The sequence below is a fragment of the Bradyrhizobium barranii subsp. apii genome (assembly GCF_011516635.5).
Lineage (GTDB): Bacteria > Pseudomonadota > Alphaproteobacteria > Rhizobiales > Xanthobacteraceae > Bradyrhizobium > Bradyrhizobium barranii.
The window spans coordinates 6,763,337-6,778,278 of sequence record NZ_CP096255.1; the positions used below are offsets into that span (position 1 = coordinate 6,763,337).

The 14,942-nt window shown below is 64.6% G+C and carries 12 protein-coding genes; 6 read left to right on the forward strand and 6 right to left on the reverse strand.

Going from position 1 to position 14,942, the window contains the following annotated elements; all coding sequences use genetic code 11:
• Positions 1-91: 91 nt before the first annotated feature.
• Positions 92-382, forward strand: a complete 291-nt coding sequence (locus HAP41_RS32490; RefSeq protein ID WP_166091362.1) for a hypothetical protein — start codon at positions 92-94, stop codon at positions 380-382.
• Positions 383-418: 36 nt separating this feature from the next.
• Here the strand turns inward: HAP41_RS32490 and HAP41_RS32495 are convergent, their stop codons facing one another.
• Positions 419-1,006: a TetR/AcrR family transcriptional regulator gene (locus tag HAP41_RS32495; protein WP_028158450.1), complete on the reverse strand. Its 588-nt coding sequence runs from the start codon at positions 1,004-1,006 to the stop codon at positions 419-421.
• A 566-nt stretch (positions 1,007-1,572) separates the two neighbouring features.
• On the opposite strand from HAP41_RS32495, the gene purB reads away from it, so the two are divergent.
• Both purB and HAP41_RS32505 read left to right on the forward strand, forming a co-directional pair.
• The gene (purB, locus tag HAP41_RS32500) at positions 1,573-2,880 is read left to right on the forward strand and encodes an adenylosuccinate lyase (protein ID WP_166091358.1); all 1,308 of its coding nucleotides are present in this window, start codon (positions 1,573-1,575) and stop codon (positions 2,878-2,880) included.
• A 118-nt stretch (positions 2,881-2,998) separates the two neighbouring features.
• On the forward strand, positions 2,999-4,165 hold the full coding sequence (locus HAP41_RS32505; RefSeq protein ID WP_166091356.1) for a M20 aminoacylase family protein: 1,167 nt from the start codon (positions 2,999-3,001) through the stop codon (positions 4,163-4,165).
• A 66-nt stretch (positions 4,166-4,231) separates the two neighbouring features.
• On the opposite strand, the gene HAP41_RS32510 is transcribed toward HAP41_RS32505, so the two are convergent.
• The gene (locus tag HAP41_RS32510) at positions 4,232-6,085 is read right to left on the reverse strand and encodes an ATP-binding protein (RefSeq protein WP_166091352.1); all 1,854 of its coding nucleotides are present in this window, start codon (positions 6,083-6,085) and stop codon (positions 4,232-4,234) included.
• Between the two features lie 201 nt (positions 6,086-6,286).
• Between HAP41_RS32510 and HAP41_RS32520 the strand changes: the two genes are divergently transcribed.
• Positions 6,287-7,648, forward strand: a complete 1,362-nt coding sequence (locus HAP41_RS32520) for an ABC transporter substrate-binding protein (protein ID WP_166091342.1) — start codon at positions 6,287-6,289, stop codon at positions 7,646-7,648.
• Positions 7,649-7,717: 69 nt separating this feature from the next.
• On the opposite strand, the gene HAP41_RS32525 is transcribed toward HAP41_RS32520, so the two are convergent.
• On the reverse strand, positions 7,718-9,043 hold the full coding sequence (locus HAP41_RS32525) for an LVIVD repeat-containing protein (RefSeq protein WP_166091334.1): 1,326 nt from the start codon (positions 9,041-9,043) through the stop codon (positions 7,718-7,720).
• A 70-nt stretch (positions 9,044-9,113) separates the two neighbouring features.
• Complete coding sequence (locus HAP41_RS32530; protein WP_166091327.1) at positions 9,114-11,021, reverse strand: acyl-CoA synthetase; 1,908 nt, start codon at positions 11,019-11,021, stop codon at positions 9,114-9,116.
• Positions 11,022-11,268: 247 nt separating this feature from the next.
• Here HAP41_RS32530 and HAP41_RS32535 point away from each other — a divergent pair, with 247 nt between their 5' ends.
• Together HAP41_RS32535 and HAP41_RS32540 are read left to right on the forward strand one after the other, a co-directional pair.
• On the forward strand, positions 11,269-12,381 hold the full coding sequence (locus HAP41_RS32535) for a SecDF P1 head subdomain-containing protein (RefSeq protein ID WP_166091322.1): 1,113 nt from the start codon (positions 11,269-11,271) through the stop codon (positions 12,379-12,381).
• Positions 12,382-12,641: 260 nt separating this feature from the next.
• On the forward strand, positions 12,642-13,448 hold the full coding sequence (locus HAP41_RS32540; RefSeq protein ID WP_166091320.1) for a Crp/Fnr family transcriptional regulator: 807 nt from the start codon (positions 12,642-12,644) through the stop codon (positions 13,446-13,448).
• 13 nt (positions 13,449-13,461) lie between these two features.
• Here the strand turns inward: HAP41_RS32540 and HAP41_RS32545 are convergent, their stop codons facing one another.
• Positions 13,462-14,103 carry a glutathione S-transferase family protein gene (locus tag HAP41_RS32545; protein WP_166091310.1) on the reverse strand — a complete coding sequence of 214 codons (642 nt, stop codon included), beginning with the start codon at positions 14,101-14,103 and terminating at the stop codon, positions 13,462-13,464.
• A 147-nt stretch (positions 14,104-14,250) separates the two neighbouring features.
• On the reverse strand, positions 14,251-14,802 hold the full coding sequence (locus HAP41_RS32550) for a cytochrome b (RefSeq protein WP_166091303.1): 552 nt from the start codon (positions 14,800-14,802) through the stop codon (positions 14,251-14,253).
• Positions 14,803-14,942: the final 140 nt, after the last annotated feature.

The window sequence follows — 14,942 nt, forward strand, 5'->3', positions numbered from 1 at the left end:
CAGTTCGCGCCTTTGTCCAGCGCGTGAGGCGAGCGGAATGGAACCGACACCGTCGCGCTTTGGTTAGCAGCAGAGTGAAGGGAGTTGCGCCATGAGTAAGGCCATGCACCGAACGGTCGTCGATCCTCCGCTCCTCACCGTGGGCGAACTCATCGACGAACTCTGCCGCTTGCCGGATACGGCCGTCGTCCACTTCCGCTGCCCCGCACTCGATCAGGAGCTTACATTCTACCGCATTCGGAAGCGGTCGAAGGACGCTGTCGAAATCGCGGTGAACAGATATCCGGAGAGCCCGCCGGTTGTCCCATCTTCCAACGGAAGGCAATCGACCCACTCGCCTGCCCTGCGCGAGGAGGCCCTTTTGCACAAGGCGAAAGGCTGAATCGACAATTACACGCTTTGGCGGGACCGTGTCGGTCTAGGCCGCCTTCAACCCGCGCAGCACCAGCGCCAGGGTCGCATCGACACGGGCGGGCAGATCGGCGTCCTTCCACTCGTCGGCGTGGGCCGGGTGGTGAAAGCGGACGGTGGCATCGAAGATGGCGCGGGCCGTGGCCTTGACGTCGCCCACCTCGAACACGCCCTGCTTCACGCCGTCGGTCAGGATCGACGCGATCTGGTCGATCATGGTGTCCTTGTGGCACTTGACGGCGGCGCAAGCCTCGCGCGCCAGCGTCAGATAGGTGTCGAACATCTCGGGATCGTCGAGCACGCGCGAGCGCTTGGCGGCGAACAGCGTGCGCAGCCAGCGGTCGAGTCGCGCCGGCGCCGGCCCCTGCTCCTCGGCGATCGCCAGCAACGGCGCGTCGATGCGATCCAGCCAGCGTTTGGCGACGGCCTCGCGCAGCGAGGCCTTGCTCGGGAAATGGCGATAGACGCTGCCGTGGCTCACATCGAGCGCACGGGCAACGTCAACCACGGTGGCCTTGGCAAGTCCGTAACGCCGCAGAACGTCCTCGGTGACTTCGAGGATCCGCTCCGGCGTCAAGATCACGGCTTCATTCATGCCAGCACCATGTTCCCGTTGAGGGCTCAGTTACCCGGCGATGGAACTGCTTCCGAAGCGCCCGTGCCGGTCGTTTCGGAAAGCTCTCGCCTTAATGAGGCAGTTTTGCAGCCTGCGCCGCGATCTGGCGCGCAACCAGTAAATTGAGCCAATGCCCAATCGTTCCGGTGAAGTTGATGATTTCGGTCGTCATTGTCTTAAGTCTCCATTCGTCCGCGGTCCCCACCTCCTTATGTCCCGCGATCCGCAAGTATTTCGGACCTCGGGCTCCCCGGGTGGGTCGCCGCGGGACGCCCAATCGGTGCGTCCGAAAACGGATATACACGTCTCGCTGACAGATTTCAATATCTGTCAGTCAATGATGCGTGATTGACAGTTAATTTTTGTGGGCGGCGTCTCCTCAGCCTGGGCTAGTTCCGGGGGCGGTGGATAGCTCGCCGATCCCCCTCGCTTGGGGTCCAGATCGTTTGTTTCGCCCTGCCCGCTCTGCTAAATCACGGCGTAAAAAGCATTTTGGCCGGTCGCCGCCCCCTTGGGCCGCCCGCCCACCTTCCTGGAGCAGTCTGATGATCCCCCGCTATACCCGCCCGGAAATGGCCTCGATCTGGGAGCCGCAGACCCGGTTCAAGATCTGGTTCGAGATCGAGGCGCACGCGGCGGACGCCCTCGCCGAGCTCGGAACGATCCCCAAGGAGGCCGCCAAAACGGTCTGGGCCAAGGCCAAGGACGCCACTTTCGACGTCGCCCGCATCGATGAGATCGAGCGCGAGACCAAGCACGACGTCATCGCCTTCCTGACCCACCTTGCCGAAATCGTCGGCCCCGAGGCGCGCTTCGTACACCAGGGCATGACGTCCTCGGACGTGCTCGACACCTGCCTCAACGTCCAGCTCACCCGCGCCGCCGACCTCCTGCTTGCCGATCTCGACAAGGTGCTGGCCGCACTCAAGAAGCGCGCCTTCGAGCACAAGATGACGCCGACCATCGGCCGCAGCCACGGCATCCACGCCGAGCCTGTGACCTTCGGCCTCAAGCTCGCTTATGCCTATGCCGAATTCTCGCGCGCCAAGGAGCGCCTGATCGCGGCGCGCAAGGAAGTCGCGACCTGCGCCATCTCCGGCGCCGTCGGCACCTTCGCGCAGATCGACCCGCGCGTCGAAGAGCACGTCGCCAAGGCGATGGGCCTCGTCCCCGAGCCGATCTCCACGCAGGTCATCCCGCGCGACCGCCACGCGATGTATTTCTCGACGCTTGGCGTGATCGCCTCCTCGGTCGAGCGTATCGCGGTGGAGATCCGCCACATGCAGCGCACCGAGGTGCTGGAGGCCGAGGAGTTCTTCTCGGAAGGACAGAAGGGCTCGTCCGCGATGCCGCACAAGCGCAACCCGGTGCTGTCGGAAAACCTCACCGGCCTCTCCCGCATGGTCCGCGCCTATGTGACGCCGGCCCTGGAAAACGTCGTGCTCTGGCACGAGCGCGACATCTCGCACTCCTCCGCCGAGCGCATGATGGGCCCGGATGCGACCGTGACGCTCGACTTCGCGCTGGTGCGCCTCGCCGGCTTGATCGACAAGCTGCTGGTGTACCCCGCCAACATGCAGAAGAACCTCGACCGCCTCGGCGGCCTCGTGCATTCGCAGCGCGTGCTGCTGGCACTGACCCAGAAGGGCGCAAGCCGCGAGGACGCCTACAAGCTGGTGCAGCGCAACGCGATGCCGGTCTGGCGCGGCGAAGGCGACTTCCTCCAGCTCCTGAAGAAGGACACTGAAGTGAAGAAGTGTCTCACCGACGCCGAGATCGAGGAGCAGTTCGACCTCGGCTACCACCTCAAGCATGTCGACACGATCTTCAAGCGCGTGTTCGGCGAGAGCTGAGCGCGCGTCCGTAGAAACTGCCGGGTGGTTAGCCGCAGGCGTCACCCACCATTCCTCGTGACAAGGCGGTGGGTTACGCTACGCTAACCCACCCCACGAACAAGAAACGGACGCCCCCATGCCCATCGTCAACCGCGTTGCCGCCCTCTCCGACGAAATGGCCGCCTGGCGCCATGACTTCCATGAGAACCCGGAGCTGCTCTACGAGGTCAATCGCACCGCCGGCATCGTCGCCGATCGCTTGCGCGAATTCGGCTGCGACGAGGTGGTGACGGGCATCGGCCGGACCGGTGTCGTCGGCGTGATCCGCGGCCGCAAGTCCGCCTCCGGCAAGACCATCGGGCTGCGTGCCGACATGGACGCGCTGCCGATCATGGAGACGTCGGGCGTCGCCTACGCCTCCAAAGTCCCCGGCAAAATGCACGCCTGCGGCCATGACGGCCACACCGCCATGCTGCTCGGTGCCGCCAAATATCTCGCCGAGACGCGCAATTTCGACGGCACCGCGATCATGATCTTCCAGCCTGCGGAAGAAGGCGGCGGCAAGGCGATGGTCGAGGACGGCTTGATGACGCGCTGGAACATCCAGGAGGTCTATGGCATGCACAACATGCCGGGCCTGCCCGAGGGCCATTTCGCGACCACGCCCGGCGCGATGCTCGCCTCCTCCGACAACATCCAGATCATCGTCCACGGCAAGGGCGGCCACGCCGGCGCCGGTCCGCACAAATCCATCGACAGCGTGCTGATCGGCTCGCAGATCGTCAACGCGCTGCAGTCGATCGTCGCGCGCAACGTCGATCCGCTGAAGTCCGCCGTCATCTCGATCACGCAATTCCACTCCGGCACGGCCTTCAACATCATTCCTGAAGTCGCCGAGCTCGGCGGCACCGTCCGCACGCTCGATCCTGAAGTGCGCGATCTCGTCGAGCGCCGCATCGGCGAGGTCGCCGAAAGCGTCGCCCGCGCCTATGGCGGCTCGGCCGAGACCAAGTACACGCGGATGTATCCGGTGACGATGAACCATGCGCGCGAAGCCGGCCTTGCCGCCGACGTCGCCCGCGACATCGTCGGTGCCGAGCGCGTCAACGACAAGTTCATCCCGATGATGGGCGCCGAGGACTTCTCGTTCATGCTGGAAGCGCGTCCCGGCGCGATGATCCTGGTCGGCATGGGCGACGGCAACGAGTGCCACCACCCGGCCTATGTCTTCAACGACAACATCCTCGGCCACGGCGCCTCCTACTGGGCGCGCCTGGTGGAGACGCGGATGCCGGCGGGTTAGCGCCGCTTCGCGGCAGCCGTGGCCCCGGCGACATTCCCGCCAAAGGGCCACGCCACGCGGAGCCCGTCATCGAGCCGCAGAGCGTTGGCCCGTTGGCTCATCCGCCTCCAGCGGGCGAGATGCGGTCTCGTCTGAGGCGAGAGGCAGGGTGAACTGGAAGAAGGCGCCCCGCGGCTCGTTTGCGCCGGCCCACATCCGCCCGCCGTGCGCCTCGATGATCGAGCGGCAGATGGCGAGACCCATCCCCATGCCTGTGGGCTTGGTGGTGTAGAAGGCTTCGAACAGGCGATCCACGTTCTTCGGATCCAGCCCCGGACCGGAATCCCGCAAGGTGACGTGGACGCCGTCGGATGCATCCCGACCGGTGCTGATCAGCAACTCCCGTCCCCCCTCGCCGACCGCGGCCATCGCCTCGATCGCGTTGACGATCAGGTTGAGCACCACTTGCTGAACTTGAACCCGGTCGGCCTGAATCGGCGGCAAGCCCTCGGCAAATTGCATTCGCACCGAGACGCCGTTCTTGAACGCTTCGCTGCGTGTCAGCACGATGACCTCAAGCACCGCCGGGTTGATCTCCAGGGTCTCCTTTTGCGGGGGCGCGTTCCTGATGAGCGCCCGGATCCGGCCGATGATGTCGCCGGCTCGCATACCATCACCGGTGATCCAGTCGAGGGTCTGTCGAACCCGCTCCAGGTTTGGCGGTCGCGCCTCCAGCCAATTCAGCCCGGCCTCGGCGTTCGCCACGATCGCGGCGATCGGCTGGTTGACTTCATGGGCGATCGAAGCGGTTAGCTGTCCCATCGTGGTGACGCGATTGGCGTGCGCGAGCTCCATCAGCGCTTCACGGTAGCGCCGCTCGTGTTCGCGGCCTTCGGCTTCCGCCCGCTTGAGAGCCGTCAGATCAAGGACAAAGCCGACGCCATGATCCGTACCTTCTCCGAACATGGTCCCGCCGATCAGCACCGGAACACGGCTTCCGTCCTTCCGCACATACTCCTTCTCGAATGGCTGGGCTGTCCCCACCCGCTTCAGTTCCGCCACGGTATGCAAGTCGCGGTCGCGCCATTCCGGCGGCGTGAGGTCGGTCCGATGCAGGCGCCCCGCGGCGAGATCTTCCCGGTCGTATCCCACGATGCGCAGGAAGGCATCGTTGGCCTCGAGAATGCGCCCCTCGACTTCCCAGATGATGATGCCGATGATGTTGGCATCGAACAGGCGCCTGATCTTGATATCCCGTGCTGCAAGATCACTCTGGAGCTGGATGTTCTCCTCGGTCGCCTCCCGCCGCCGTTTCGCTTCGAGCCGCGCGAGCGCCAGCGCCGCTGCGGCCAGCGCGACGACGAGGACAACGGCGCCGGCGATCAGCCAGGTCCAGCGTTGCTCGAATGCTTCTGCGCGCGCCTCCCGGCCGGCGAGCCGAAAGCGCTCGTGATCCACCATCTGGTCGATTTGCGAGCGGATCTCGTCCATGCTGCGGATCATTGCCAGCGCGGCCAGCCCGGACGTGCCGGCCGTCTTCAGCAGCTCGTCGATCTCGCGCAGCGTGGCTGTAACGGTCAGCGCCAGATGTCCGGCCCGAAGGCCCTGCAACGGATCATCCGCCACCAACATCTGCAGCGCCTGAGCCTCGCGCCGTACGCTTTCGTCAGAGACGCCGTAGGCCTTGAGATAGGCGGGGTCGAGGGTCATGAGATACCCGCGCCTTTCAGTCTCCAGTTCCGCGACGATCGCCCGCAGCCGATCAAGCGTTTCGAGGACCTGGCGGCTATGCTCGATGAAGTGATGAGCTGCTTGCCGCTCCTGCCAATATTGCAGGCCGAGGAAGCTGGTCGCGGCAAACAGGGTCACAAGCACTGCGACCGCAAGGATCAGCGGACGAGCAAACCATCGCAGAGGCAGGGCCCGAACAGGAACGGACATTGGCCGTGGGTCTTCGATGCTCGTGTGACCGCGCGTGTTCTGGTGCCGACGCCAGAGCATGATGGGACAATAGCACGGATAAGGAGGTCGGGAACCCGACATTCATCGGATACGCCAGAGGTCGGGCCGTGATGTCGCAGGACTGCGGCACCGTGCGTGTGCTATGGATGAATGCCCTTGGTTGATTCAAGGAGCATCATCATGGCACAGGGTGAAAACTCATTGAGCCATCCGGCGAGCCGCCGCAGTTTCATCAAGGGACTGGGGGCGGCTGGCGCGGGCCTGACCGCGCTGCCGCGATGGGGCTTTGCCGAGGATTCCGCTGCGGCTAACGCCAACGCCGCGATCGACTGGAAGCAATTTGCGGGACAGACGATCGCACTTTCGGGTGCGATCCATCCGTGGTCGAACGCGATCGCGCCGCTGTTGCCGGAGTTCACCATCCTCACCGGCATCAACGTCACCATCGATTTCCAGCTGGAAACCACCTACCTCGGCGCGCTGCCGATCAGGCTCGCTCGCGGCAGTAGCACGCCCGACGTCTTCATGTTCACGACCTATGGCCAGGGCATCACGAACGGATGGGTGGAGCCACTGAACGGCTATTATTCCATGAAGTCGCTGACCGACCCCGCCTGGTACGACGAGAGCGACCTGCTCAAGACGGCCCGCGCCTTCCCGCTGTGGTCGGACGGCGAACGGTACGCGGTCCCGATTACCTCAGAGGCGACGACCCTGTTCATCAACAGCGATGCGCTGGCAGCCAAGGACCAGCCGGTACCCCGGACTTTCGACGAGCTGCTCGTCACCGCCAAGGCGGTCAAGAGCAACGGGATGTCGGGGATCGCGATGCGGGCCCAGGCGAGCGGCAATTCCTCCCCGCCAGCCATGGGCTTCCTGTTCTCCTACGGTGGGGCCATGGTCGAGCACAACAGGGTCGTTTTCGCGAGCCCGGAGGGGATCGCGGCCGTCGAGATGTACGGACAGTTGCTCGGTCAGGCTGGGCCTGCCGGCGTCGGCAGCTACGAATGGTACCACGTGCTGGACGACTTCCTGCAGGGGCGGACGGCCATGGCGATCGACAGCAGCAACTTCGCGACCGACATTTCCAATCCAGCGAAAAGCCGTGTCGCCAAGCAGGCCGGGTTTGCAACCTTTCCGCATCTCGCCGGTCGCGGCCCCGTCCCCTTCATGTCGCACTGGCAGGCGTGCATCAATTCCAAATCGCGAAACAAGCGCGCGGCTTTCCTGTTCCTGCTCTGGGCGACGAGCAAGGCGACCTCGCTGCAGACTGCTGCAGCAGGGCTGGCGACGACACGCGTGTCGGCCTGGTCGAGTGAGGGCTTCAGGAAGGCGTTCGGTTCGCAGGCCGCCGAGGCGGCGCTGATCAATTTGCAGAATGCCGACGTCGACCGCGCCAAGGCGATTCTTTTCCATCCGCAATCGAGACTGATCCTGGACGCCTTCATGATCGGCGTGAATGAAGTGGTCAACGGGGCGAAATCGGCCAAGGATGCGATGACGGGCGCGGCCGAAAGGGCCAATGCGGCGATCCGCGGGTAGCGGCGAGGCGTCACCCGATCGGAAGAGGTGGCCACGGCGGACAAGTCGCCGACTCCCGCTGCGCGGCGATTACCCCTGATATTGCAGCACGTGCATTCCGGCATTCCAGTCCGACACGAACATCAGCCCGTCAGGCCGGACATAGGCGTCGCAGGTCTTGGCTGCGAGCGCGACGTTCGGGCGGGGGTCGACGAGTTTTTTCGGTGTCGGCGGCACCCAATACGCGATCTCCTTCGGCGCAAACTGATCCCTGACGTCAAACACCCTGACGCCGGCATTGCTGTAGGTCGCGAAAATCGTCTCCTCGCTCTGGAAGGAGCCGGGGCGGTTCTCATGCAGATTGTGCGGACCGAAGGTGCCCTTCGCACAGAAGTCGCGATCGCGTGGCGTCGGCAGCGTCGCGATCGGCACCGGATTTTGCGGCGCGCGCACGTCAAGCACGAATGTGTGAAACAGGCCCTTGGCGCATTGATCCGCATTGGCTTCATCCGCGACGATGGCGAGCTGGCGCTTGGGCAGCGGCAGCGGCGTATGCGTGCCGCCGGCGAACGGCGGCGACCAGTTGATGTGCGAGAGCAGCTTCGGATTGGCGGGATCGCCGATGTCGTGGATGGTGAAGCCGCCGTCGCGCCAGGCGGCATAGCCGCGATCGCCCGCCGTGATCATGTGATGCAGTGCAAAGCGCTTGCCCTTGGGCGTCGCCGGCTCGCCGGCCGCGCGGTTCATGCCCGGCAGCCACCATTTCGCGACGATCTCCGGCTTGGTGATGGTCTTGAGATCGACCACGCAAAGGATGTGGTCGGTGAAGCCGTCGAAATGCGCCGACACATAGGCATAGCGGCCGCCGGGCCACCACAGCCGGTTGATGCCGAAGCCCGGCATTTCGAGGAACGCGATCTCGCGCATCTCGCCCGGTTTCGAGATGTCGTGGATCGACAGGCCGGAGCGGAATTTCTTGGCCTTGGTGATGCTGTCGGCGAGTGCATTCTCGAAATAGCCGCGCATGCTGTCGTAGGACTGCATCGCGACGATGTTGGCGCCGTTCGCAAGCAGCAGCAGATCTTCCGCCACCTGCAGATGGTGGGTGCGGGTGTATTGCCCGGCAGTGAAGAAATTGACCGGTTTCAGTGCGCGCGGATCGGATGCGTCCAGGATCGTCACGCCGTCGCTGAACATGTGTCCGACATAGACGTGCTGCCGGTTGAACATCACCTGCACGGTGTCGGGCCGGCCGCCGACATCGCTGTACGAGATATGCTTGATGCCCTTGCCGATGCCCTCCGGCGGAATGTCCGGCTCTGACGCCCATACCGACCGTGGCAATCCGGACAGCGCAGCGGATCCGAACACGGCCGACAATTGTTGAAGGTGACGGCGGCGAGAGAGTTCAGGCATCGGCTTCCCCCATTTTTTGAGAGGATGATGCGCGCTCGCGGCGAGGCGCGCAAGCCTCGCGTGCCCTTACCTACGCCTGCACCACCTCGTGCCGCATCACGAATGGATCGAGCAGCGTGTGCACCTCGCCAGCGACGAGTTCGCGCTGGTCTGCCGGCAGGCCCGCGAGCGTCACAGTGGCGATCGAGCCGTGGCTGCCATGCGCGCCGACCTTCACCTTGCAGTCGATGCCGCGCGCGATGATCGGCGACAGCACCTTGGTGAACACCCGCTGCGCGGCGTCCCAGCGCAGCTGCGGCTTGAACACCTTGCCGACGCCCGTCACCGGCATCGGGTCGATCGGAATGACCTGCACCGGAACGGCGGCGCGCTCCGGCGTCCGCTCGCGCACCCAGGACTCGAGCTCGCCCGGCTGAATGGTCGCGCCCGGCTTCAGTTGCACGTAACCGACGGGCAATTCACCGGCATAGGCGTCGGGCTGGCCAACCACGGCGGCGAAGCCGACGGCGGGATGGCGAAACATGATCTCTTCGATCGGCGCCGGATCGATATTGTGGCCGCCGCGGATCACGAGATCCTTGGCCCGGCCGGTGATCCAGAGGTAGCCGTCGGCATCGAGACGTCCGAGGTCGCCGGAGTTGACCCAGACCTCGTCGACGAACGCACCCTTGTTGTGCTCGTCGTTGAGATAGCCGCCGAACACGCCGGGCCCGGCCATGATGACGACGCCGATCTCATCGGCTGCGCAGTCGCGGATCAGGCGGCCGTCGGCATCGAGCTGCACGATGCGCACGCGCGCGTAAGGCATGGGAAGGCCGACCGAGCCGAGCCGGATCGGCCGGCTGGGATAAGCAAGCGTGTGCACGCTCGAGGTCTCGGTCATGCCGTAGACCTCGACCACCGGCAGCTTCAGCTTCTCCTGGATCGCCGAGCCGACGGCGACGGGAATCGCCGAACCGCCGCCGGCGGCATATTTCAGGCTGGAGATGTCCGCATTGCCTGGCGGCACCGCAAGCGTGGCCGCGAGCACCGTCGGCACGCTCGACAGCGCCTCGGGCTTGAAGCGCTCCACCAGCCCCCAGATGTTCTTCACCGAATTCGGATTGCGCCAGCCGCTCGGCGACAGCACGACCAGCGAGCCGCCGGCGGAGAGCGTCAGCAACACCTGCGTCAGCGATCCCCCGACGTGGAATAGCGGCATGCCGAACAGCATGTTGGCGCCGGGCTTCGACTTCAGCAGCAGATTGAGCGCCCAGGCCTGATAGACCTGATTGGCGTGGGTGTGCCGCACAAGCTTCGGCGTGCCGGTGGTGCCGCCGGTGTGAAAATAGGCCGCGATGTCGCCACCCAGAATCTTGCGCCCGCTGATAAGCCGGTCGGACGGCTGCTGCTTGATCAGGTCGTTGAAGGCGAAGATGCCCTTGTCCGGATCGCCTCCGCCGAACACCTGCACGACCGCCTTGAGATGTTTCAGCTGCGGGCGGATCTGCTCGACCTTCTGCCAGATGTCGGTGCCCGGCATCGGCCCGAGCGCAACCAGGACCTTGGTGTTCGCGGCCTCAAGGATCTCCGCGATCTGGTGCGGCTCGAGCAGCGGATTGACGGGATTGGCGATGCCCGCGGCCTCGGCGCCGAACAGCGTCACGAAGGCATCGGGCACCAGCGGCAGCATGAAGCTGACGACGTCGCCCTTCTCGACGCCGAGCGCGTGAAACATGTTGGCGGCCTGCGTGACGCGCGCGACGAAATCGCGATAGGTGACCACGAGCGGCGTGTCGGCCGGATCGGCGTTTTGCAGGAACTGGATCGCGGCCCCGTCGGGGTTGCGCGCCGCACCGAGCCTGATGGCGTTATAAGTGCTCTCGGCCGCAACGCGATCGGCGTAAGGGACCTGCTCGAAGGCCCGGACCTCTGCGTCCGTCGCGAAGTCCGGATAGTCGTTGCCGATGAACCGATCGAGCGCGTGGATGCCCGCCATGGAATTCCGTCCTCCCTCAGATGCATTTCCCCGCCCCCTGTCTTTTGACATTTTGGTCGGCGAGGCCTCGGCCGATAGCCGGTCGAGCGCCGACAGAATGATGGATGATTGAGCGTTCGTCCATGGCCGAACGGCTACGGTCGTAGCACTCGTATTCAAGGCCATTGAACCTCCCCGCCCGATCGGGGGACCAAGAACATGCATCGGACTCCCCTGCCAGCGTCCTGCCGCAAGACTTGAGGAAATCATGACTACGCCCCCGCGGCACCGCATCACACGGCTGATTGTCGCGCTCGCCGTGACTTCGGCGATCATGACTTCAGCGATCATGACTTCGGCGATCGTCCTGCCCCGCGCGGCGCACGCCGAGGACGGCCAGTTCGACAAGATGCGTGCCAGGATCGCCGCCTTCGTCGCCGACAAGATGGAGAAGCTGGGCGGCTCGCGCATCGTCTACAGGGTCGATACCGACGGCTTGCGCGAGAGCGTCGTCACGGATTTGCGCGACGATGTCTACAAGACCCTGCGCGAGGGCAAGATCGCCTTCTCCGGTCTTGCGATCCGCGACGCCGGCGTGGAGGTGAAGATCGCGGATGCCAAGGGCCGCGAACAGCTCGCACGCAAGCTCGCGTCGGCCGCGGAGGGATTGCCATCGCATGCGCTCAAGGTGACCGATGGCGGCGACGGACTGGTCAGGCTCGCGCCGACCGATGCCGCATCCGCGGCCCGGCTGCGCGATCTCGTCGAAGATTCCATCGCCATGATCGAGCAGCGCCTCAAGGATGCCGGCATCAACCTCGCCAGCGTCCTGCCGGATGGCACGGATCGCATCCGCATTTTCATCCCGGGCATGATGGAGCCCGCCCGCGTGACCGCGGTCTTCGCCAGGAAGGTCAAGGTCAGCTTGCGCCTGATCGACGTCTCGATGCCCGCGGAGCAGGCGCAATCCGGCACGCCGCCCACGGGCACCGAAGTCCTGCCCGGCTTCAAGGACGAGCGCCATTACCTGGTCGCCAGGGACAGCGCACTCGACGGCGACGACATCAGCTATGCCGGCCCGGGATTTGCCAGCGGCACGAAAGACCCGATCGCCTCGTTCCGTTTCAACGGCCGCGGCACGCGGCGCTTTGCCCACGTCACCGAAGAGAACATCGGAAGGCCCTTCGCCATCGTGCTCGACGGCAAGGTGATCTCCGCCCCCGTGATCCGCGAGCCCATCACCGGCGGCTCGGGCCAGATCTCCGGCAATTTCACCCTGGAGGAAGCCAATAGCGTCGCGATGCTGCTGCGCGCCGGTTCGCTGCCGGGGCACCTCGACCTCGTCGAGCAGCAGGTCGTGCAACCCGCCGCCAAGCCATAAGGCTGGTCGCCCTGCGCCCCCGCCCCGTCGGCGCGCCACGGTCGACGACGCCGAAGCCCGCGCCCCGGGGGCCCCGAATCACGGGCGCGCGACGGCCATGCGCACAACCAACGGGCAATTGCCGAAACGCCCGATCAGGCTAAAATTTGCCTCTTGCGGCATGGCGGCCGAAGGCTTCATTTCAAGCGGTCGTCATTCGATTTCGGCTATACGTGTCGAGCATACCGACCAGGACTGAAGGCCTTACGCGGGGTTAGTACATGCCGTCCGGCAGCGCAGACATTTCCTCGATCCTCGACCGCATTCTGGATGCGGCGACGGACAACCTCAGGATCGCAAAGATCCTGGTCCAGATGGGCCTCGATCCCAACAACGTCACCTACGACGCGATCTTCAACCGGTTGCTGGAGATCTTTGTCCAAAACATTACGCTGGCCAATCTGTTCGCCGCGGTCGGCGCCGGCTTCTTCGTCGCCACCCTCCTGATGCGGACGATGGTGCCGCTGCGCGTCGCCAACATGGTCGGCTGTGCATTCTTCGCCGTTTTCGGCGCGCTCTCGGCCAACGTCTCGACCTTCCTCCTCTATCTGTTGCTGCTTCCGATCAACGCCCTGCGCCTGCGGCAGATGCTCAAGCTGGTCAAGAAGGCGCGCCACGCGGCCGAAGGCGACATGTCGATCGAGTGGCTCAAGCCGTTCATGACCGAGCGCAGATATCGCAGTGGCGAAACGCTCTTCAAACTGGGCGATCCCGCCAAGGAGATGCTCCTCACGGTCACCGGCAAGTTCCTGGTCAAGGAGATCAATGTCGAGATCGGGCCCGGAGCCCTCATGGGAGAGCTCGGGTTCCTCACGCCGGACAACCGGCGCACCGGAACGATCGAATGCGTCGAGGACGGACAGGTGCTGACGATCACCTATGACCGCCTGCTCGAGATCTATTTTCAGGACCCGCAGTTCGGCTATTACTTCCTGGTGCTGACCAGCCAGCGCCTGCTGCAAAACATCGATCGCTTGCAGAAGCAGCTGGCGAGCGAGCGGTCAACGACCACGAACCGGATCGCGTGAACGGCGCCGCGGCTCAGCTCAGTAGCAGCGCCATTCCCGGATCGCCCTTCTCCATCGCGCGCCGGTAGGCCGGGCGGGCACCGACGCGGCCGAGATATTTGATCACATTCGGGCAGCGCGACAGGTCATAGGGCTGGAAGTAGCGCATCGTGGTGAGCGAGAAGCCCATCATGATGTCGGCGGTGGTGAAGGTGTCGCCCGCCAGATATTCGGCGTCGCGAGCACGTGCATCGACGAGGTCGAAGGCGCGGTCGGTACGCCCTCTGCTCGCGACCAGCATCGGATTGTCCCCGGCAAGCTTGAGCCGGTTCAGGATCATCAGCCGGCCCATGCCGGCCTGCAGCGTGCCGTTGGCGAAGTGAAACCAGTACAGGAACTGCGCGAAATCAGGATGATCAGGGGGGAGCGCAAGGCGTCCATCGCCGTATTTGGCCATGATGTAATCGACGATGGCGCCGGACTCGGCGAGAACGAGGTCGCCGTCGGTGATCACGGGCGCACTCCCGATCGGATGCAACGCCTTGTAGTCGGGCGGCGCCAGCATGGTGACGGAATCGCGCGCGTAGCGCTTCAGTTCGTAGGGAATTCCCAGTTCCTCGCAGAGCCAGACGATGCGCTCGGATTGCGACTTGCCGAGATGGTGGACGGTGAGCATGGCGTCTCCTGCGACCGTGAGTTGGACCTGCCGTGACGCCGCATCTTAACTCGTCATTGCGAGCGCAGCGAAGCAATCCAGACTGCGACCGCGGAAAGACTCTGGATTGCTTCGCTGCGCTCGCAATGACGATGGGGAGGGACCGCCCTACCCAGCCTCGTCCGTCACCATCCGCGCCACGACGCGGTCGCGGCGGATGAAGTGGTGCCAGAGGGCAGCGACCACGTGAATCGCGATCAGCGCCAGCAGCGCATAGGCAAAGAGGATGTGGCGGTCCTCATAGGCGCCCGCCGCCGCACGGTCCGGAGAGGTGAATTGCGGCACGTGAAACAGGCCGAAGAAATCGGAATAATCAGGCGTACGCGCGCCGGAATGCGCCCAGCCCAGCATCGCGACCAGGATGACCACGAGATAGAGCGCGCCGTGGCTGACATGGGCCGCGATCTTCTGCCAGCGCGAGGTTTCAGGCGGCATCACGGGCGTCGGGTTGACGGCGCGCCAGGCCAGGCGCAGCACGGTCAGCAGCAGGATCACATAGCCGATATCGGCGTGGATCGAGCGGTAAAAGAAGCGGTCGGGACGCGCCGGGATGTGGTTCATCCACCAGCCGAAGCCGATCATGGCGAGGATGGCCAGCGCCAAAATCCAGTGCAGCCACCGGGAAACGCTGCCCCAGCCGTTACTGGTATTTCTGATCATGTCGGCTCTCCGGAGTTTTGCGGATATGTCCCCGTCCGCAGCGCAGCTGCTGATAGCGGGAACTTGCGGCAACCGTGAAATTGAATCGTTCCAAATTGGTCCCAAACGGCCCCGCCGCAAAACCGCCCCAAAAACCGAAT